Source organism: Flavivirga aquimarina (assembly GCF_030540835.1).
In the GTDB taxonomy this organism is placed as follows: domain Bacteria; phylum Bacteroidota; class Bacteroidia; order Flavobacteriales; family Flavobacteriaceae; genus Flavivirga; species Flavivirga aquimarina.
Genome location: NZ_JAUOEK010000178.1, coordinates 1 through 22,000, shown reverse-complemented (window position 1 = coordinate 22,000; position 22,000 = coordinate 1). Strand labels below are relative to the sequence as shown.

General features: G+C 34.4%; 17 protein-coding genes and 1 tRNA gene. 13 read left to right on the top strand and 5 right to left on the bottom strand.

What is annotated here, in order from left to right; translation table 11 throughout:
- Nucleotides 1–91 precede the first annotated feature (91 nt).
- From Q4Q35_RS19100 to Q4Q35_RS19045, 12 genes are all read left to right on the top strand, one after another.
- Nucleotides 92–166, top strand: a tRNA-Pro gene (locus Q4Q35_RS19100).
- 282 nt (nucleotides 167–448) lie between these two features.
- Complete coding sequence (locus Q4Q35_RS19095; RefSeq protein ID WP_367892760.1) at nucleotides 449–1,024, top strand: phage integrase SAM-like domain and Arm DNA-binding domain-containing protein; 576 nt, start codon at nucleotides 449–451, stop codon at nucleotides 1,022–1,024.
- Nucleotides 988–1,536 (top strand): site-specific integrase, encoded by a 549-nt coding sequence (locus Q4Q35_RS19090; RefSeq protein ID WP_303279628.1) that lies wholly within the window; start codon nucleotides 988–990, stop codon nucleotides 1,534–1,536. The genes Q4Q35_RS19095 and Q4Q35_RS19090 overlap by 37 nt, the downstream gene beginning before the upstream one ends.
- Before the next feature lie 832 nt (nucleotides 1,537–2,368).
- Nucleotides 2,369–2,740, top strand: a complete 372-nt coding sequence (locus Q4Q35_RS19085; RefSeq protein ID WP_303279627.1) for a TIR domain-containing protein — start codon at nucleotides 2,369–2,371, stop codon at nucleotides 2,738–2,740.
- A 12-nt stretch (nucleotides 2,741–2,752) separates the two neighbouring features.
- Nucleotides 2,753–3,718 (top strand): caspase family protein, encoded by a 966-nt coding sequence (locus Q4Q35_RS19080; protein WP_303279626.1) that lies wholly within the window; start codon nucleotides 2,753–2,755, stop codon nucleotides 3,716–3,718.
- A gap of 9 nt (nucleotides 3,719–3,727) precedes the next feature.
- Nucleotides 3,728–4,687, top strand: a complete 960-nt coding sequence (locus Q4Q35_RS19075; protein WP_303279625.1) for a DNA/RNA non-specific endonuclease — start codon at nucleotides 3,728–3,730, stop codon at nucleotides 4,685–4,687.
- A 15-nt stretch (nucleotides 4,688–4,702) separates the two neighbouring features.
- Complete coding sequence (locus Q4Q35_RS19070) at nucleotides 4,703–5,209, top strand: hypothetical protein (protein WP_303279624.1); 507 nt, start codon at nucleotides 4,703–4,705, stop codon at nucleotides 5,207–5,209.
- An 11-nt stretch (nucleotides 5,210–5,220) separates the two neighbouring features.
- On the top strand, nucleotides 5,221–6,138 hold the full coding sequence (locus Q4Q35_RS19065) for a hypothetical protein (protein WP_303279623.1): 918 nt from the start codon (nucleotides 5,221–5,223) through the stop codon (nucleotides 6,136–6,138).
- 650 nt (nucleotides 6,139–6,788) lie between these two features.
- Nucleotides 6,789–6,998: a helix-turn-helix domain-containing protein gene (locus tag Q4Q35_RS19060; RefSeq protein WP_303279622.1), complete on the top strand. Its 210-nt coding sequence runs from the start codon at nucleotides 6,789–6,791 to the stop codon at nucleotides 6,996–6,998.
- The gene (locus Q4Q35_RS19055; protein WP_303279621.1) at nucleotides 6,995–7,321 is read left to right on the top strand and encodes a HipA N-terminal domain-containing protein; all 327 of its coding nucleotides are present in this window, start codon (nucleotides 6,995–6,997) and stop codon (nucleotides 7,319–7,321) included. The genes Q4Q35_RS19060 and Q4Q35_RS19055 overlap by 4 nt, the downstream gene beginning before the upstream one ends.
- Before the next feature lie 2 nt (nucleotides 7,322–7,323).
- Entirely contained in the window at nucleotides 7,324–8,304 is a 981-nt protein-coding gene (locus tag Q4Q35_RS19050; RefSeq protein ID WP_367892759.1) for a type II toxin-antitoxin system HipA family toxin, read from the top strand.
- Between the two features lie 225 nt (nucleotides 8,305–8,529).
- Entirely contained in the window at nucleotides 8,530–9,780 is a 1,251-nt protein-coding gene (locus Q4Q35_RS19045; RefSeq protein ID WP_303279619.1) for a site-specific integrase, read from the top strand.
- A 145-nt stretch (nucleotides 9,781–9,925) separates the two neighbouring features.
- Here Q4Q35_RS19045 and Q4Q35_RS19040 read toward each other — a convergent pair whose 3' ends face one another.
- From Q4Q35_RS19040 to Q4Q35_RS19020, 5 genes are all read right to left on the bottom strand, one after another.
- On the bottom strand, nucleotides 9,926–11,779 hold the full coding sequence (locus Q4Q35_RS19040) for a carboxypeptidase-like regulatory domain-containing protein (RefSeq protein WP_303279618.1): 1,854 nt from the start codon (nucleotides 11,777–11,779) through the stop codon (nucleotides 9,926–9,928).
- A gap of 60 nt (nucleotides 11,780–11,839) precedes the next feature.
- Nucleotides 11,840–12,520 (bottom strand): ABC transporter ATP-binding protein, encoded by a 681-nt coding sequence (locus Q4Q35_RS19035; protein WP_303279617.1) that lies wholly within the window; start codon nucleotides 12,518–12,520, stop codon nucleotides 11,840–11,842.
- Nucleotides 12,521–13,543: 1,023 nt separating this feature from the next.
- Complete coding sequence (locus Q4Q35_RS19030) at nucleotides 13,544–14,092, bottom strand: hypothetical protein (protein WP_303279616.1); 549 nt, start codon at nucleotides 14,090–14,092, stop codon at nucleotides 13,544–13,546.
- Between the two features lie 3 nt (nucleotides 14,093–14,095).
- Entirely contained in the window at nucleotides 14,096–14,680 is a 585-nt protein-coding gene (locus tag Q4Q35_RS19025; RefSeq protein ID WP_303279615.1) for a hypothetical protein, read from the bottom strand.
- A 715-nt stretch (nucleotides 14,681–15,395) separates the two neighbouring features.
- Nucleotides 15,396–16,859 carry a Fic family protein gene (locus Q4Q35_RS19020; protein WP_303279614.1) on the bottom strand — a complete coding sequence of 488 codons (1,464 nt, stop codon included), beginning with the start codon at nucleotides 16,857–16,859 and terminating at the stop codon, nucleotides 15,396–15,398.
- A 1,523-nt stretch (nucleotides 16,860–18,382) separates the two neighbouring features.
- Here Q4Q35_RS19020 and Q4Q35_RS19015 point away from each other — a divergent pair.
- Nucleotides 18,383–22,000 (top strand): T9SS type B sorting domain-containing protein (locus Q4Q35_RS19015; RefSeq protein WP_303279613.1); only part of this gene is annotated, 3,618 nt, incomplete at its 3' end.

Sequence of the window (22,000 nt, the reverse complement as noted above, 5' to 3'; positions counted from 1 at the left end):
AATTTAAGACTGCATAAAATGCAGTCTTTTTTTATTTAAATTTTTGTGATTTATTAAAATATAGTTTTCTTTGAAAATTATTAAAATAATTCGGGATGTGGCGCAGTCCGGTTAGCGTACACGGCTGGGGGTCGTGTGGTCGCAGGTTCAAATCCTGTCATCCCGACTTTTTATATAAAGGCTTGATAATCAGATGATTGTCAAGGATTATTTTTTTGTTTTATACCGAAAAATGACACCAAATCGAGCTAAATAACACCAAATTGTACCCTATTCGGGAATCAATCGGGAGTGTTTTTTTGTATATTGTAAGTTGTTCATGAGGTATCTTTCCCTATTTCCTCAGCTTTTATTTTCAGTCACAAAAGGATATATTATGCACAAAAAAACCAGACTGACCATCAATTTCTTTCCCTGAGGCCGAAAGAACACACTTGATAAGTTCACGATTTATTGCCGTATCACGGTCGATGGGGAACGCACAGAGTTTAGCCTGCAGAGAAAGTTGGAAGCCCGTTTATGGGATGATTATCGCAAAAGGGGCAAAGGACGTTCTCCTTACATTACTTCATTGAACAGCTATCTTGACCAGACATATAGAGGCCTCTTTGAAACCTATAGGGAACTGATGTTGGAAGGTAAGGTCATCACACCTTTGAAGGTCAAGTCGAGGTATTTTGGGGTGGACGAGAAAAGCAAGACCTTAAAAGAATTCATAGACTATCACAATGCAACAATGTACACCTCCATCAAGGCCGGTACACGAAAGAACTATTTTTCCACCGAACGTTGCATCGACCAGTTTCTAAAGGAAAAATACAAAGTAGAGGATATCCAGCTAAAGAAACTGGATTACAGTTTTATCATGGATTTTGAGCAATACCTAAGAAGTTATAGGATATCGACCAGACGGGCATGTAACAATAATGGTGTCATGAAGCACATGGAACGGCTGAAGAAAATGTCCCGGTTGGCCGTTAGGTTGGGATGGGTGACAAAGGACCCTTCGAAAATTACAAACTAAGATTTGAGAAGGTTAAAACCGAATACCTGTCCCATGAAGAATTGAAGCTGATAAGCAAAACCTATTTTGGGAAAGAAGGTGTAGAAAAAAGTCGGGACGTATTTCTGTTTGCTTGCTATACGGGACTATCATACATTGATGTCAAAGCCCTGAAAGTTGATAATATGGTCAAAGGAGTCGATGGAAATGATTGGTTATGTCTGGATAGGACCAAGACGTCAGAAAACCTTAGAATTCCATTGCTGCCAAAAGCGAAAGAAATCATCAATAAATATAAGAGCGGCATAGGCTTGGGAATTGGACGGGAATTGCTACCGGTAGAAAGTAACCAAAAGATAAATATCAATTTAAAAATCATGAGTAAAGCATGTGGTGTCAAAAAGAGGGTGACTTTTCATGTTGCCAGGCACACCTTTGCCACCACTGTCACACTCTCCAATGGAGTTCCTATTGAAACTGTATCAAAACTCTTGGGGCACACCAGGCTGAAAACTACCCAAATCTATGCCTAGGTCATTGAAAGGAAGGTGGTAGAGGACATGCAAAAATTGATAACCAAATTTGAACAGGAAGAATAAGATAGTTGGGTAGAATACCGAATTGGATTTTGAGGTAAAATCAAAAAGTTCAAATTAGCATAGCCTTTTTCTGGTATATCAATTGACATTTTACGGGATACTTTTATATTCAAAAAAAGCAGATTTTGTGAAGAGCCCAAAATCGATTGCCCCATAATGTTTTGTTTTATGATGGGCGCGGCAATTTTACATAGCGACAAATTATAGATACAAATGCGAAGCATTCACGAATACCCGTAAAATAAAATTGACGTGAGTAAATGCAAAGATGTGGCGTAGTCGACCGCTAGAAGAAGTTTCATGACCCTGTTGATAATTCGCTTAAATGACGAAATGTTGAGAGATATTTTACATAATAGAATTATAGCTACTTATATAAAACTTTAGTGGAATTCTGCCAGCTCGCCAACTTTCTTGATTTTATGTTCATCCACAGGATAAACCTAAAATACAAAATGTACTATAATGTACTTTCGTTATGTAACTTGAGCTTGGTTAAAAGCGAAAAGTTTTTACTATAGTCTCTTGAAAAAATTTATTCTAAAAATTTCTTATACTATGGATTTAAATTAACTGATTTTCGAATATTACGGTTTTCCTTCAAAATAATTCCTACAAAATTTACTATATTTAAACTCTCCCTATAATTAATAATTTACGATTTTCCGTAGTTTAAAGAAGTTGCTAGTATTTATAATACTAACTGACAACTCATATATTATTAATTAAATTAAAAAAAAGCAAATAACAATAAATACTAAATAATATGGCAAGCAAAAAAGTTGTATTCATAGCATTTGCAATTGAAGACGAAAGACAAAGGGATTTTCTAAAAGGACAATCTCTTAGCCCTAGATCACCTTATGAATTCATAGATATGTCCGTGAAGCATGCGTACGATAAGGATTGGAAGACTAGAGTTAAAACGAGAATTAGACGTTCTGATGGAGTAATTGTTCTTGTAAGTAAAAATTCTAGTTCATCAAGTGGGCAAAAATGGGAAATACAATGCGCAAAAGATGAAGGAAAGAAAGTTTTAGGTATTTGGGCGTATTCTGATGATCGGACCAATATTGTAGGCGTAAATACAAAAGTATGGTCAGATATTAACATTAGTAATTTTATTGATAGCCTTTAAGTATTCTTTAGCATGAAAAAAGCATTAGTAATAGGGATTGATCAATATCCAACACATCCATTAAAAGGAGCAGTTAATGATGCCCAGAGTATATCAAAACTCTTAAAAGTTAATGGAAACGATTCTACTAATTTTGAAGTAAGGACTATTTGCGATGTTCAAACCAAGACGGAATTAATGACTGAAATTGCCGATTTTTTTAATCTAAATGCTGATATGGGAGTCTTATATTTTGCTGGTCACGGTTATGTTAACGAATTGGGAGGTTTCATAGTAACGCCAGACCATAGTCGTTATGATGAAGGGGTTGCGATGGATAATATTTTGAACTTAGCCAATAATTCACAAATAAGAAACAAAGTTATTATCCTTGATTGTTGCAAATCAGGAAGTTTTGCTGTACCAGCACAAAATGCTACAGTTACATCCATTAGTACAGGCATTTCGATTCTTACATCTTCCAGAGAGGATGAGCCTTCGAAGGAAATCAATGGCCATGGAGTTTTTACAAATTTATTAATCGAAGGATTAAAAGGAGGTGCAGCTGACATAAGAGGTCATATTTCCCCAGGAGGATTATATGCCTATATCGATCAGGGTTTAGGAGCACATGAACAAAGGCCAGTTTTTAAAACAAATGTTACTGAATTTGTCGAATTGAGAAGTATTGTTCCCCAAGTTTCGTTCAGTACTTTACGAAAACTTACTGAATATTTTAGAGAACCATCGGATAATTTTCAATTAGACCCTTCATATGAAGAGACCAATTCAAAAGAGGTGCCACATGATGTAATAGAACCCTTAGCAAAAGAAGAAAATGTTTCAGCTTTTAAGGATCTTCAAAAATTGGAAGGTGTAGGTTTAGTAATTCCTGTTGATGAAGAGCATATGTATTTTGCAGCTATGAAATCAAAAACATGTAAACTTACCGCTTTAGGCCATCATTATTGGCGACTGGTTCGAGATGGAAGAATATAGATATATAACATGAAGGGATACAACACTCATTTTCTTGGGGATAATGCCATAGTTAATATGCCAGACTATAAAGAGTATATTAATGATGTTGCCTTGAATAAAAAAACTAATGAAAGTTTATTAGACTATATCTATTATAGTGTTATTCAAAGTAAGAGTAGAAGAGTACCTATTATTAGTGCGAGTAACATTTATAGGGTGAAATTTGAAAGAGTTGCCAGAACAGGCAATTTTAAAGGAGATAGGCGGATTAATAAAGACGAGCAACTGACCACAAATGATTATAAACAATTTAATAAAATTAAAGCAGCGACCATTGAGAAAGGTCATATGACTAAAAGAGAAGATGTCCAATGGGATATAAATGGGAATGAAAATGATGCACAAGAAGCAGCTAAAAGTACATTCTATTATCCTAATGCAGCACCTCAACATGACTCATTAAACAATGGACCTTGGAAATATTTAGAAAACTCTATTATTATAAAAGGTAGAGTTCCGAAACCAGCCAAAGTATCAGTCTTTACTGGTCCTGTATTGGATGACAATGATCCTGTTTTCAAAATGAAATTACATGATAACTCCAATTTTATGATTCCTATTCTATTTTGGAAAGTCATTTATTATTTAAAAGAAGATGGTAAAATGTATTACGCTGGGTTTTTAATGGGGCAAATTAATCCTTTAAGAAAAGATGAACTAATCAATGAAGTTGGTTTAAGAGAGTTTGGAGAAGTCGTTAAAATATCTTCGCTTAAACCATTTCTTGAATTTAAAGAAGATGAAAATTATCAAGTCCCAATTTCATTAATCGAAGAACTCACAAAACTAAAATTTAATATTGCAATTGATCGTCATGCAAACATAGAGCCGACACCATTAAAGTTGGAACCGGTCCAAATAAGACATTTTGAAGATAATTCTTCCGAGCAAATATCTTCTTTTGAAGTTAATGGTTTAATAGTTTAGAACAGAATGACAAATATGACCAACGTTTTTATTTCACATCCAACTCCATATAACAAAGAACAGGCAAACTTTCTCTTTTTGATTGAACTTGAACTAAAAAAGCATAAACTTAATCCAACTAATTTAGGAAAGAATAATTGGAGCTTTAGAAGCCCACTTAAACCTATTAAGGAGATAATGGATACCTGTGCCGCTGCTATAGTAATTGGACTAGAAAGGCATCATAGTTATATAGGCTATGAAAAGGAGTATTCTGAAAACTCAAAAGAGTTGATTCATAAATATAGCTCTTCTCCTTGGATTCAAATAGAGGCTGGAATGGCGTATCAGGCAGGTTTGCCAATATTAATATTGAAAGAGAATAAAGTCTATGGCGAAGGAATACTAGATCCTCAGATAAGTGATTCCTTTGTTTTTGAATTTGAATTAAGAAAACTACAGGAAGTTTTATCTCCTGAGTTGCAACAATTAGTTATAAGCTGGGTTAAACATATAAAAGGAATAGAACCTAGAAACATTTAGAGTTTCATACAATGAAATATACAATGGAATATAAAGGGCCTTTAAATAAACTAGAGCTTTTCTTTATATTCTTTTTTTCTTATCGATTTTGGAATCTGATTATATCAAATAATTTATTGTGGCTTATAATTGTTATATGGGTTCTGTTTTTATTGCCAATAGCATTTTTTTTCTTGTTTTTTATGAGAAGTCATCAACCTTCCATCAAACCAAAGAGTCCGTATTTTTCCTTTTTACTCTCTTATTCTCATTTTTTTGTATTTGCCCTTGATATTATATTTATTTCTTTATTAGCACCTAAATTTTCACAATTTGTCAATGAAGGCGATAGCCTATATTATATTAAAACGATATGTATCACTTTATCGATTCCAATCATTTCAAGGTTTTTTGTAGTAAATAAATTATTGAAAATTTTAAAATTATTCATTAATAATTTTTATTCAATACTTTTTTTTAGAAGATTTAAAGCTTCACAAAACCTTAGATCGACCTTACTACCAACTTTGGGCTCATATGGTGAGATTTTTTCTGTATTTGATGAAAATTTAAATAAATCAGAAGGTAATCCAGTTGATTCTTTCTATGGTAAAATATTGTCAAACGAAAAGGAATTTGATATCTTAAATAAAACTGATTGGAAAGATGAAGTAAAAAATATGATAGGGTATTCAGGGTTAATTGTTTTTTATTGGAGTGAAACTCCCACACATAGTATGCTTTGGGAGCTAGAAGAAACTATGAGACTAAAATCAATGAATGAAATTTTGTTCATACTGGAATATCCAAGTTATGAGAAGATATTGGAAAAGTATTTGAAAGAAGTGCCAAGAAAGAATATTATAATATTTAATAAATCGAAGTTTAGAAAAAACTTTTACAAATTTATAAAAAAAAAGCACTGTATTAAACTGTTTATTAAAACGTAATTTTCCTAGAATTCTTAATTTTAAACTTGGCCTCATAAAATTTTTGTCAAAACAATAGGAGAAATGAGCGTCCATATTTTAATTGAAGTTCTAAATATAACAAGTGCATAGAATTTTATTTTTCTTAAAACTTATGCTCTTGTGGAAGCTTACGAGAATCGCGTAAAATTTTTATGACGTACATTTTATCGAATACGCGATTTTTAATAATAGCAAAAAGGTTAGCTTTTATTTTGGCGTTGGCAAGTGTTGGATAATTGTGTGTAAAATAAATTGCTAGAGCAATTTGATTTTATAAAACAATAGAGCGCTTGGTAGCGGCTATTTTACATAACGGCTAATTATAGCTTACAAACGTATATTCCCTGATTTGGTGAAAATGCTATGCTTTGTACCATAATTCTTCTTATGTATAGAAAAGAATTATCGTCGGAAATAAACTGTTATTGAGGATTAAGACTATTTACTATTATTGCCTATTCTATTTCTGAAGTTCTCCTTAATCAAATATCACAGTGTACTGTGATATTTATAGTAATTATTCTTTTGAGCTATACATTTCACTTAAAAATATCAGTTTATTGATATTTGGTTTGTATTATCTATTTTTTATTCATATTTTTACATTAAAATAACAGCATACTGTTAAAATGATAGGAAATAGTATAAAAGCACGGAGAAAAGCACTAAAGGTCACCCAACCACAATTGGCAGAGCTAGCCGGGGTGAGTGTAACCACACTCTATCAAATTGAACGAGGACAGGGCAACCCCACTTTGGATACATTGGATAAAATTGCTGATGTCCTTGGGATGGAGGTGTGCTTGAGGATACAAAAACTTCCAGGAACTAATTCATGAGACAGGCTAAGGTATATTTTAAAAAAGCAGCAGCAGGTTTACTCACCCAACTGGACGATGGCAGTTTTATATTCCGGTACGATGACCAATGGATGGTAGATAATAGTAAACCTTCTATTAGTTTGACCTTGCCAAAGGAGAGACAAGAATATAGCTCGGACCATCTTTTCCCTTTTTTTTATAATATGCTCCCAGAAGGGACCAATAAGAAGATAGTGTGTATGCACATGCGTATTGATGAAAACGATTACTTTGGTTTATTACTTACCACGGCCCAATATGATACCATTGGTGCGGTTACCGTAAAGAAAATGGATATATGAGCATGTCAGAAATAAAAAATTGCCCAGGTACTTTGAAGTACGGACACGATACCTATAGCAGAACATGCTTAAGGCGAATGTTCAATGGGAAAAAGGTGCACCATCTTCTACTGTATGATTCTCCAGCAAGCAATGAGGACGCAGATGAACTGTTTCTTGAGAACCGAAAACGGATTTCCATTTCTGGAGTACAAGAAAAATTCTCTGTTTTATTGGAAAAGAACAAACTTCGCCTCATTGATGAAGGGGAGCAGGGAACTTACATTCTAAAGCCAATACCTGGTGCTGGTAAAAATCCAGACCAGATGCCGGCCAATGAGCATCTAACGATGCAAATTGCCAGACAGGTTTTTGGTATAGAGACTGCAGAAAATGCAATCATTTTTTTTAAGGATGGGACACCCGCCTATATTACCAAAAGATTTGATGTAACGGAGAGGGGCGAAAAGCTTGCCAAAGAAGATTTTGCTTCGTTGGGGGGAAGGACTCCCCAGACACATGGTGAACACTATAAATATTTGGGAAATTATTTGGAGTTGTTTGAACTCATGAAAAAATATCTACCTGCATATCGCATAGAGGCACCAAAGCTCTTTCAATTGCTTGTTTTCAACTATTTGTTCTCAAATGGTGATGCGCATTTCAAAAATTTCTCGTTGCTGGAAACACCTCTTGGGGATTTTCGATTAAGTCCGGCCTATGATTTGCTCAATACCAGAATACACATTGAAGACTCAGACTTTGCATTAGACGATGGGTTGTTACCTAGGAATTTGGCCAATGGAAAGGTCATGCAGCAATTTCTCATTCTTGCAGAGCAGGCAGGGCTTAGTAAGGTCCAATGCGATGGAGTTTTTGATAAACTATTGACAAAATCTAAAAAGGTCATAGAATTTATCGATTCATCTTATTTAAGTGAAAGATCCAAAGGCAATTATTTACAGACATATCAAACACGGTTAAAAAAACTTGGGAAAAAGTGAAAAAATGAATTTTTGTAAAATATTGGTTAGGCTTCCCCTCTGCAGAACTTTATTAAGAATTTATGCTATTTGTCATTTGATGCCAAATAATACCATATAAAACTAATAAAAAGGTGTGTAATTAGGTGTGCAATTGTTTACCAAAAATGCACTAACTTTATGGAGCTTTGAAGCGTGATTTGACTTTTGTCTTTGCAAATCATTGTTTAATACAAATCACGTAAAATGAAGACGTTAAGTACATTTTCAATTACTTTCTTTACAAGAAAATCTAGAAGTAACCCCAACAGACTTTCCATCTATACACGTATAAATGCCAATGGAAAAAGAGCAGAAATTAGCCTAAAACGGTGTGCAAATTCCGAACAATGGGACTCCGCAAGGAATAGAGGCAAGGGAAATACCGAAAAAATCCGAGCCCTAAACGCCTATTTAGGCCAAGTGTATGGCAAACTACTTCAATGCCATAAACAGTTATTAGAAGAGGATAAAATAATAACCTCGGATGCCATTAAGTCCCGATACTTGGGAGAAGATGAGAACAGTAAAACACTAAAGGATTTAATAACCTATCATAACAATAATATGATTCATGTCCTTAAAGCGGGAACCATGAAAAACTATTACACCACAGAAAGGTATCTGGAACGGTTTTTACTGAAAAAACGAAAGGTAAACGATATTTACCTGAAACAATTGAACTTTAGATTTATCACAGATTTTGAACATTATTTAAGAAACTATAAAAACTCTCAAAAAGAGCTTGTTCTTGGTAATAACGGAGTGATGAAGCATCTGGAACGTTTAAAGAAAATGGCAAACCTAGCTGTTAAACTGGAATGGATTAACAAAAACCCATTTAACCAATTCCAGCTAAAATTCAAGAAATACGATAGGGTGTATTTAAATGAAAGAGAGCTAAAATTATTAGAGGACACTGACTTTAGGAGTGAACGCTTACAGCGTGTAAAGGACTGTTTTGTTTTTTCCTGCTATACAGGACTATCCTATATAGATGTCAAGGAACTAACTGAAATGAACATCGTTAAAGGTATAGATAACCATTACTGGATATATACCAAAAGAGAAAAGACGGATGAATCGGTAAAAGTGCCCCTATTGCCCAAAGCTTGGTCAATTATTGAAAAATATAGGGCACCCCAAGAAATGAGTATCAAAAACAGGCTGTTGCCCCTAAGCTCCAACCAAAAAGTAAATACCTATTTAAAAGAAATAATGAATTCCTGTGGTATCCACAAGAATATTTCGTTTCATGTCGCTAGACATACGTTTGCCACTACGGTCATGCTGTCCAACGAAGTTACCATTGAAACGGTCTCAAAACTCTTGGGGCATACCAAGCTATCTACAACACAAATATACGCTAGAGTGGTAGAGAGTAAGATAAGCGAGGATATAAATAATTTATTGGAACGGTTCGAGGAAAAGAGAAGTAAAGTTATAGGTAATTGTTGAGAAGTGAGATGTGGCATTGTTGAAATAGAAAAACTCTTCCCAAGGTCGAGTTGTTTCTAGTTCAACAAGCATTTCATCATCATGATTATTTTAAATAGTTTTTGTACTTCAAATAGCTATGAAGAAGGTCAATCAATTGGAAAAGTTAAATATGAATAGCGATTCCAGCACTTATGCTGATATTGTTTTTCAATGAACCATTACTTCGTTCTATCGAGAGGCTTTCATCTCCATTTTTAATAAATGTTTTTTTTCTGAAAAGAAAAAAGCCCTCCTTTTCATGAAACAACAGACCTATTCTTTCTTTCAATGGGAAGTTATATCCAAAAGAAACCATGAAACTTAATCGATTGCTTTTCTCTATATCAAAAACAAGATTGGGTTGAAGTCGGAAGTTCCTTTGCGAAAGAAAAACATCTGTTTCTCCATTCTTAAAAGATTTTCCGTTAATTTTAAAATCCCCCGTGGTATAGAAGTTGCCAATAGAGTATTTTAGTTCTTGATAACCAAAATTCATTCTAGGCACAACAAAAATAGGTCGTCCGTTGGGGTTAAGGTTTATGCTCCTTGAGATAGACAAATCATGTGAAACAATTCCGCTTTTTGATATACTACTTTTATTTGAATAGCCTAGAAAAAAATTAGGTTTGAATTCGTATAAAAGCGAATAGGTCAGACCATACACATTTTCTTCAGTAGTTGATAAGCCTTGTTGAATTTCCAAAGCTGGGTTTTCAAATACGACCATATTGGATGCGACATCTATTGATGTCCATGTAAACCATGCTTCTTGTCTGAATCTAAGAAGGATTCTTAGAAATTTATTTAACGTTTTTTTGGCATTGTTTGTTTTTGAATAATCAATTGATCTAAACAGATTTTCCGATTTTTCATCTGGTAAAATTATATTGTAACTATCCCAAAAGTTAGGTTCATACTTTTTTGGTTCGTACAACAAGATATCACCAAATTGTAATCTATCTGAATAAGTTATCCCAATTTTGTTGGGCTCAACTTCTGTAGTTACATAATCACTTGATAGCTTAAACAATTTCCCTCTTTGTTTAAAGGCGGTCTCATAATTGGAACGCTTAAATCTCCAGACCTGATTCTCATCTTGTTCATATGTAACAGTATAATTTAAATATTGCCGACCCTTTAATGATGATTTGGAGTAAGAATAATTGTTTAATTCAGCTTTTATAATGGCATAGGATGAATCCATAACATATACGTGACCAGATAGCTTATTTTTATTTTGAAAGTAAATCTTGTATACATCATTGCCCTGCTGTCGTAAAGTATCTTTTATCTTATATTTGAAACCACTGAGGTTACTTAAAAAAGCCTCTCTTCTAGATACAATGTCGAATCTATGGATGTGATGGGCACCGGCATAAATTCTTCTATGTAAGGAGTCCAACTGTTGGCTTTCATACTTCCTGAACTCAATGAGTTTTACATCGCCAGATCGACGTCTAATTTTATAAGGTTTTTTGATGGATTCTAAGGTAGTTTCTATAATATAAACTGGTTTTTCCCCTTGTTCCCTATGGATAATCTCTCTAAAAAAACCTTTATGGCGCTCTTCTATCTTTGGGTAATTTCGGGGAATAGCATTAATGGCTTTTTCAATAAGTTCTCTTGCATAATCGCGTGAAAAAAGTGTAACAGCATTCAATTGCGTTATATTTTCAGCCAATATGATTTTATTGAATCCTTTGGATAAAACTATTTTTTTTGTCTCATAGCCAATAAGGGAAATTACGAGCCGTTTTTTGGAGGTTTCTAAATCGCATGCTATTTCAAACTCCCCATTTTCATTGGAAACGGTTCCAATATAAGTACCCTCAAAACGTAAATGGACTATAGGTAATGGGGTATCGTTTTTATCAACTACCTTTCCTTGAACTTTTATCGTTTGGGATAAGCAGATTTGAAATGATAGTAAGGTAATACTTGCTATAAAAATCCTTTGAAATAATTTTAATAAGTTCATCAGGCAAGTTGTATTAGTCGAATTCATAAGTTAACTAAAAATTGGCAATGGTTTTTGTTCTTAGGTTAATCCAAGTTTTTCTAATTGATTACCCATATTGAAATTCTTCATTTTATGTTCTAGTTTGCTATAATCTGTTCGTTTAATATGTTTGGTTAAGTTGCCTTTTTCCAATATGATTATTTCATCACAAACAGTTTTTAATGTAGTGAAAATATGGGAGGAAATTATGACTGTTTTGTTCAATTCTTTGAGTTTTTGCAAGATTTTCTCTATGAGAATGTTGCCTTCTATATCCACACCATTAAATGGCTCATCTAGAATAAAAAAATCATTCTTTTGGAAAAGAATGGCCATTAACGCCAGTTTTTTTTTCATTCCTGTAGAATAGGTTGAGGCGTATTGGTCCAATGGCAAATTGAATATGTTTTTGTCCTCAATATTATCAATTACAATTTTCCGCGCATTCGTGAGCAATTGAATATATTCTCTTCCAGTAGTTTTTTTAAAAAAGTAAGGTTCTGAAGGCAAGAAACCAGAAGAATTCTTTAGTTTTTCTAAGTTCGATTTTACATCGCCCTGATATTTTTCAATTCCGGTCAAGCATTTGAACAATGTTGTCTTTCCTGCTCCATTTTCACCGACAAGACCATAAATTTTTCCTTCTTCAAGTTCAAAACTAATATTGGAGAGGATTTTTTTTCTTCCGTAAGACTTGGATAGTTTTTCGACTTTTATCATTCTAATATGTTTTTTAGTTTTTTGATTGACTTAGATTTAAAATATGGAATCAAAACAAGCAATAACGGGGGAAGCACTAAACTTATTCCAATTAGGAGGCCTTGTGGAAGGCTGATATGATTAGGGAAATCTGAGTATTTAGCATATATCATTAAGGTGAGGTATGCATAACACAGAACAAGAAAAATCATAATAATATGTATCTCATTGATGAAGAAAATAGACAAGGTAATAACAATGGGTAATGTTAAAATTGAAAAATTAATAAAACACGTTCTGGTTTTGTACCTTAAGAATTGCTCTGGGGATAAATTGAAATTCCATACATGGTATCTGTTTTCGGTTTTCGAAAAGTATGACATGCATATGGCACCGGTTAACAACATAGAAAAAATCCCAAGATTAAAATTATTAACGGAAATAGAAATGTATGTCAAAAAATAAGCTATAGGAAAAATTAGAAAAGTATTCCGAAAACCTATTGTAAATTCAAATGGGGTTTTACCAAATGGGGTTGGTAAGGTTAGATTAAAATTAGTTTTAAAACTAAGAAAAACCAATAAAGAAGACAAAATGTAAGTTGAAAACGCATATATATATAAACCTTTATATAGTAGAAAAACAACAAATGGTAAACTAGAAACTATGTTCTCCAAAACCCTTATTATTAAATAATCAGTTTTGCTGAATACTGATTTTAAAAAACCATTTCGTTCTGGTTTGCTTAATTTAGAAACTATGGTTAGAGCAATAACCCCATAGATATGTGGAGCATAATCATATTTGGCATTGTCAAGAAAGTTGTTAGAAATATAGCTGAAGATTATAGGCAACACTATAGAGGTTGGTAAAAAAGGAAGACCAAAATCTATTAATTTCCTTCGAAGAATTTTAAATTGAAGCTTAAAATAGTAATAAATCATTCGTTTGCACCATAGTGTCTAACTATTTAGATGGTTTTGTTTATAGAATATGTTCAATTAATAATTTAGAGATTTAGTATTGCATTGTTAATAATGTTTTTTATTCCTCAACAGTAAAATAATAAGTCTCTGGGGTGTTTTTGGAAAAATTAGTGATATTGACGTCTACATTTTCTGAATAATAAGGTATACCGGAGCTAATATGGACAGAATTAAAACTTATGGAATATTCACCAGCTTCAGCTAGAATAATCCCCATTTGAGATTCATAGGTGTTAGTGCCCGTATTTAGCTTTGCCACATTAGTGGTTTCATTTGGTGAGTAGAAAAGTTCTTGTCTTATGGAAACACTTTCGTACAAATCGGAAAAAGATGAAAATTTTCGAAAATCGGGATTATAAAAAAACTCTTCAGAGTTTGAAGTTTCGTATATATCAAGTTCATTATCGTAACCATCTTCATCAAGATATCTACTAAAATTTAAATTAAAAAATAAGGTATCTCCTACTTGATAGTTTTCTTCATTTTCAAATGAAAAGGCATCAGAAATGGCTACACTGGGAGAATAACCATAATCGTCATCACCTGAAAAACACCCTATCATAAACAAACCAATTAAACTTATAATCAGTACAAACAACTTTTTCATATGCTAAAATCTAAATCCTAAATTAATACCAGACTGCGCAGCTGAAACGCCATAAACACTAGAGTATTCTTCAGCTACTACATCACCTCCCAACCCCAACATCAGTTCTAGGGAAATACGTTTTTTAAACAATAAATACTTTTTACCTAATCCGATGCCCAATGCTAGGTTGGTATAATTTTCGATCTCTCTGCGGTATACTCCATAGCCTTCATCGGTGGTTTTTCGATTTACCTCTTTCGACCTTCCTCCGTAAATGCTTGTAAAAGCCTGCAAAAAGAAACTATTTTGCTGATTATCCTTTACATACCATCGCCCATAGGGAGATATTTCATAATCCCTGGTATGGTCGCCATAACCTTCACCAAAATCTTTGCTATTGAATCCATATCTCCCGTACCACAAACCTAGACCGGCAGAAAAATTCTTTGAAAAAGCATTTTCATAGATTAAATAAATGGACTGATCTCCCATTAGATAGCTGGAACTTATGGCTATCTCATTTTTGTAGGTATTTTTTTTATCACTTTCCTGACCTGAAGACCAAAAAGTGCCAAGAAAAAAACTGATCAATAGTAGTATTTTCATTTTTTATAATTCATGGTTTTGATCATATCAAGACATTTAGTGTTATGTCTAAAATGATGAGCCTCTATAGTGCTAAGAATAATTTGTTTCACATAACTTTAAAAATGTATTCTTTACAAGAGTTATCCAATAAAAAGGGACGAAACTGCTTAGGATAGGGACGAAAAAGCATTAAATGTGATTTTCTTTAGTTAGACCTCAAAGACTAACACTTTGAATTTACCATTATTCCAGAATCATTTTTTTTAGTATTAAAACAGACCATTTGAGAACAAATACCGTTTCCATTTCAATAATTAAAAGGCTACATTTATAGAGCTGAATACAGCGTTTTTCATATACTCCGTAAAGCCTTTGTTTGTAGGCGTTTTCGAGAATTGGTCAAAAATTCGAAATCTAATGATTTACAGCAAAAACGCTCAAACCCCCAGTAAACAGGCAATTATTTGCAGCAAAAAGTGGAAAATTAGGGGAAGAAAGTCTTAAGGAAATCATAGTTCCTAAAATTCTCCATCTGAAATTAAAGTATAAAATGGATGAGCTAAAAAAGGATTTTAGCTATATACTGGATAAGGTAAAGGTTGTAAAAAGTGGTTTTGGGAAAAAATATTTGAGGCTAGAACTAAACGAAGACGAACTTGTGAAATTTCGAAGAGGGTTGCATTAAATTAAAGTAAGTATATCATTAATGTGCATGTAATGAAATATAGTTTTCTTATCTCCATTTTAGTACTCCTTCATTAGGTTCTTCGAAAGCACTGGAATTTTCAAGTTGCTTTAGCATAGTATCAAAACTGGCAGGACTAAGCCACAAGCTATATTCTTGAGCTCTGAGCATCGTTTTTATATATAAATCGGGATTATGTTCTCTTGTAATTTTACGCAAAGCTCCTAAATAGTCATCTCTATAAACGTTAGGAATTATTATCCGCTGTTCAGAATTTTTAACCAGTTCAGCATTCATCATTATCCTAGCAATCCTTCCATTACCATCTTTAAAGGGGTGTACTTCACTAACAAGAAACATCATGTAAATCGCTTTACCAATTGCAGAAGGAATTGAACCCATGAGCTCAAAACCTGTTTTTAAAGTTCCAGAAACCATTTTAGGTATAACAAAGTGCGTGTTACCTGCTCTATTTGCTAGCTCTTTAAATATTCCTGGTTTTTTATCGGGTCTGCCTCCTAATATGGTTTCATGCCTTCTTCTCAATATGTCAATAAACTCTTCAGGAGTTGAGGGAGTTTTACTCATTTCAAACTTGTTTGAGCAAATTTCAAAAGTTCCTCTAATATCATGGGTATCTCCCGATCTATTGACAATAATCTGATTTTTATAGATAATATCGACCGCCTCATCAATTTCAAATCTTGTGCCTTCTATATAATTTGAAAAATAACTTTCAAAAAAGGCAAAGGTTCGAAATTCCTCTTCATTCGTTGCATTATCATCATATGTTTTAAGTGGTGTAGTTTTTAAAGCACCGACTAACTTCTCAAAGAGTTTTAGTCGGTTTGGGTCGTAGGGTTCGCCAAATGACTGTGCCATTGCTACTGGCGATTTAAGTATTTTGCTTGGCTTTGTAGATAATATTGCTCCAATTTTTTTGTTCAAAAGAGCAAACTCTTTCACTAACCCCAGTTTTTCAGAAATTTCCCTTGATTTATCACGAAGTTCGTTTAGCTTTTTTTCTCCTGCTGTATTCAAGAACAATAATAGCTTTTCTTCTATAACATCTTCGGGAACTGTTTTATATTCGCCACCCGTTATTCTACTTGAACTTAAATTTTCTAGAAATGCCCTTTCTTGGGATGAAACATATAAATCGTTATATAGTGGATTATCATTTGGTAACGGTTCGGATCCCTTTGTGAATTTTAAGATTACCCCTGGCCATCTTACAACACGATTTTGCGATGATGTTAAATATACATTTCCTTTGGGAGATACTTGATATTCCAATGCTGTGCGGTGGCTTAGCAACGCACCAGGGTAATGTTTGGATATTAATTGAAATAAATGTCTCTTAATGATTACTTCGTCGTCGTCTGTTAAATTCGATGTATAAGCCTTTGGAAGTAATTTTTTGATTTTCCCATCTTTTAATAGTTGACCTATTTTTCTAGACTCTTGGGAGTTGGATGAACTATATATTATTTCGGGCAAATCTAGTTTCATGATAAATTTCTGCTCTTAAAATGTAATTAATTGTAAAAATAGTAAAATAATTGCACTTAAATTTAAATAATTGATAAATAATTGCATTTAATAAGTTGTTCGTACAAATAAATGCACCTAAAAAGATCTTTGGATATTTAAATGTTAAATAATTGCACTTAAAACGATATAAGTATCAAATAACTGCATTTAGTGAAGTGGTTCCAAAATTTTGGCTATGGTCATGAACTTTTTCTAATAGAAATGGATGAGCTAAAAAGGCTATTGGTTATATACTGGATAATATTTAAGGTTGTAAAAAGTGGTTTTGGAAAGAACCGTTTGAGGTTGGAGATTACGGAAGGGGCTCTCGAAAAGTTTAAAAGGACATTAAAAAATCTTTAGACTGTATGCATAGCAACATACGCCTAAAAGATAATGTATTTTGTTTTCGATATGGTTACAATTGTATAAAAGTGAAAAAAATCATTAAGAAAAAATCCTTTTGTATGCCATTCTCATGTGGTCACTGGGCTTAGCCCAAATGAGCCAAAGAGAACTACCTATTAGTAAACAGAAACCCAAACCTAAACAATTACCCTATTAGGTAGAGAATCTGCGCTGTAATTTTTAATGAAATACCTAAAAACTATTAACTCGTCCCTAATCTAAATGACTTCAGCACTTTTTTTATGACAGATTTAAGACACGTATTATTCTTGTATTATAATATACAAAAGATAAAAAAAGAAAACAAAACAAAACAGAATTACAATTTAGATCTAAATAGCTTTATGGAGTATAGGTGGTTATTATTAATTAATTCCCTATAACGCTATGTAAAAAATTCATTATAACAGAAAATCATATACAATGAAAAAAAATTATTATTTAAAAAAAAAAAATGTAGATCAAACGCTAAAAAAAGCAACAAAAATGTCCTTCTGTTCTTTTTAATGCTGGTATTGTGCTTTGCCCATTCCTATGCGCAAAATGTGAACATACCCGACCAGGTTTTTAAAAATATCCTGTTGAATAATACAAGCATAAATACCACTGATGACGGTGAGATTAGTGTTGAAGAAGCCGAAGAATATGAAGGTAAGATAGACTTGCATCAAAAAGCAGGACTCACTGAGCTTACAGGTATTGAAGCTTTTGTAAAAGTTACTGAGATACAGATTGCCAATAACCCGGGTTTAGGGAATGAAGAAGTGGAGAAGGTGACTGGTGGCACTTTTCCTAATCTTTGGGGCTTTTATCTTGGCAATACTGGGATAACAGAATTGGATCTGACCAATCTTACGGAGTTGACCTTTTTAGATGCTCCTACTAATGAATTATCAAGCCTAGATGTGACCAATAATACGAAACTTACTTACTTAGGTGTTGCAAATCAAAAAGAGGATGATAGTGGTGGTCCTGGTTTACGAGAAAATCCAGCAAATTTACTTAGAGCCGGTCTAACAGAGATAATTGGCTTGGATAAACTTGTGGATCTTGAGTTTTTGAGTGTTGGCCAAAATGCGCTGACCAGCTTAGATGTGTCCCATAACACAAAGCTCACGCAGGTACGAGCTGGGAACAATAAATTAACAAGCTTTGACGCGTCCACGTTGAATCAGGGCGGTGATGATGGAAATGGAGGTCCTACAGGGATACAAGAGCTAGACCTTAAGTTTAACGAGTTAGTAACATTGAATTTGGCCAATGGCCTTAATGCTGATGCTAATGGTGACCCTGGTCCAAATTTTATTAAATTCTTACAAGTTACTACTTCTAGTAATGGTGGTTTTAATATTGCGTATGATCCCCATAACCGTGACTTGATGTGTATACAGTTTGATGAGGACTTAAGGGACTTACAAGGATTCGCCTGGCCTTCTTCTTCGACTTCCTTACGATTAACGTATAGAGGGAGGACAATTTTTTCTAACGGCCCTTGTATAATTGATGGCCTTGATCCAACTTTTAAGGCAATGCTGATAACACCTACAACTGAAAACGTGCTAGGAGTAAAAGATAATGGTGATAATGCCGTTATGGGGTTGGGTTTAGATACCAATAACGATGGTGAAATAGACCGTGGTGAGGCAGTAAGTTTTACAGGAACATTGGAGCTCGGAAATTTAAGACCGAGGATAGAGAGCCTTGCCGGTATTGAGTTTTTTGTAAATCTTACAGGATTACGTGTTTGGGGTAATGCATTAACGGCCATAGATATGTCCAAGAATGTAAATCTTAGAACTTTTAACGCTTCAAGTCAAAGCGATGAAGATGGGAATGCAACATTGATAGCCCTGAACGTGGCCAATGGCAATAATGTAAATATGCCTAACGCTACACCTAGCTCCGGTTTTTCGGAAACTGGCAACCCCAATTTATCTTATGTATTTGTAGACGACCCCGTTTATAGTGAAGAAACATGGAGAACCCAAGTTGACCCCTACGTGGTATATAGTAAAAATTACTTAATGGTAGATTCGGACCTGCGCTTTCCTATTGCTAATAATGATTACAGTCAGGATGTTAAAGATCTTATGAAGGTTATAGATGAAAATCTTCACAGACGTTTACTAAACCATCATATTAATGGTGATTTGGATTCCCCAGATTATGTTGAAGGTGGAAATGGAGGTGATGGAGCAGGAATTGCCGAGGAAATAAATATTCACCTTCTTACTTACGATTTGGAGAATTATGACAACTCTGTGATTCGCGAGGCCGATGGTTTTTTTCTTCGACTCGATCCTTCTGATGCAATAAGTTATTATGAAGCAGCGGCTTTTACAGGTAAATTATGGCTCGATAGTGAGTTAATAATCCAGAATGGCGCTGGCCATAGAGAAATATATGATTTTAATGGAGACTCAGATGATAGTGGTCTTGAAACCTTTGTTAATATCACGGAATTGGATATGGGCAGTAATTTTGAGATAGAAGAAGAGAGTTTAAATCTGAGACCCCTGACGAAGCTTGTAGAACTGGATCTTGCACAATGTAATTTTGGAAGAATAGATCGTAGTGGACTGGCTCATGAAATTACAACATTGGATCTGTCTCAAAATACGGCTCTGGAGAGATTATATCTTTCAGTGAATGATCTTCAAACGTTGGATCTTTCCAATAACCCAAATCTTATAGAATTAAATGTTTCCAATAATCGGTTAAGAGAATTAATAGTTTCAGATAATATGATGCTTGAGCATTTAGATCTTTCCTTAAATGATATAACAGCATTAGATCTGACCAACAATGGGCTGCTTAGAAATTTGGATCTTTCAAGAAATTATATGGCAAGCATAGACCTGAGCAATCAACCAGAGCTTGAAGTGTTGCGCGCTGAGCTTAATTTTTTGACCAGTTTGGATGTGTCCAACAATACAAAGCTTACAGAATTAAGTCTGTATAGTAACCAATTAGAACTTTTGAACATAGCCAATGGCGAAAACGAAGAATTGACCAGTCTATATTTTAGTCGAGCAGATGATTCTGACTTTGCATCTATAGGGGCCTATGGCAATTATGATGAAAATCTTATTCGCACACATAGTGATGAAGATTACGATGACCCCGAACTCGGCATCGGCGACAACCTCAAATTAATAATCAACGATGCTAATGAAGCAAGTTGTATACTGGTAGACGATATAGCTTATAGTGATACTAATTGGTCCCCATCATTAAATAATAGTTACAGGTTTGTTGATTTAAAGGATTTTACCACAAACTATACCGCAGTGTTGGTCAATGGGCAGTACACCCTTATGCCTGAAGATGTGTATAATTCGTCGGAAAATGACTGTTCAAATGTGGGCTTAAGTTTTAGTTCGGATAGCCAAACAGAATTTACCTGTGCAGATGCAGGAACATTTGTGGATGTCGACCTTATTGTTACCTATGGTGATGAAACTTATGAAGAAACTACTACTGTAGCCGTATCCGCAGGAAGTGCGGGTCCAACGGCGATAGTTCGTGATATTAATGTAACGTTAGATGCTAATGGGCAGTATACCCTTGTACCTAGTGAGATTGATAATGGTTCAGGAATTGCATGTGATGCAGCAGACAATGTGACTTTAAGTTTTGAGGGTTTACAGAGTGAAATCATCTTTACTTGTGATGATATAGGCGATAATACGGTAACATTGATTGCTACTGACGAAAATAATGTTACGAGTAGTGCAGAGGCCATAGTAACCGTGGAGGAAAGCAAACTTGTAGCACTAACCAAAGACATCACTGTAGAATTGGATGTCAATGGACTTGCTTTCATTACCCCTGATGATATCGACGATGGTTCAGGAGGAGGAGGCTGTAATAACAACATTCCTGTTGTTTTAAGTTTAAATAGAACAATTTTCGGTATTGATGATATAGGCACTCCTGTAACCGTAACGTTAACCGTAACAGACCCAAATACTAATATTTCTGCCATAGCAACTGCTCTGGTAACAGTGGTAAGCGGTACCAATGAGGACGGCCTTGTGGCACTTGCCCAAGATATTACCGTGAAGTTGGATGCGAATGGAGAGGCCACCATTGCCCCACAGGATGTGGACAATGGCTCAAGAGGTGCGACTAATAGCAACAGTCCTGTTACTTTAAGCTTGGACAGGTCATATTTTAGTTGTGCCGATGTGGGCACGCCTGTAACCATTACGCTTACTGTTACAGACGAAAATAATAACTCAGATACGGCAACAGCCCAGGTAACCGTAGAAGATGTTGTAGGGCCAACGGTGGTAACTCAAGATATTACCGTAGCATTAGATGCCAATGGGCAAGCGACCATTTCTGCTCAAGAGATAGACAATGGCTCTTTTGATGCTTGTGACGGTATTGACAGCATGTTCTTGGATATTATGACCTTCTCAGAACTGGGCAATGTTGCCGTAATACTTACGGTAATCAATACTGCAGGGGACCCAGCAACAGGAACAGCTATAGTTACGATAACAGCTAGAGGTACCGAGGTTGTAGCACCAGGTGGTTTCTCCCCTAACGGAGATGGCATCGGGGATACTTGGGTGGTAGAAAACATAGCGGATTATCCAAGCAATACCGTTCAGGTATTCAACCAATGGGGAGAACCAGTGTATGAAGCCAATGGTTATCGAAATGACTGGAATGGGGTCTCCAATAAAACCAGCAATAGCATT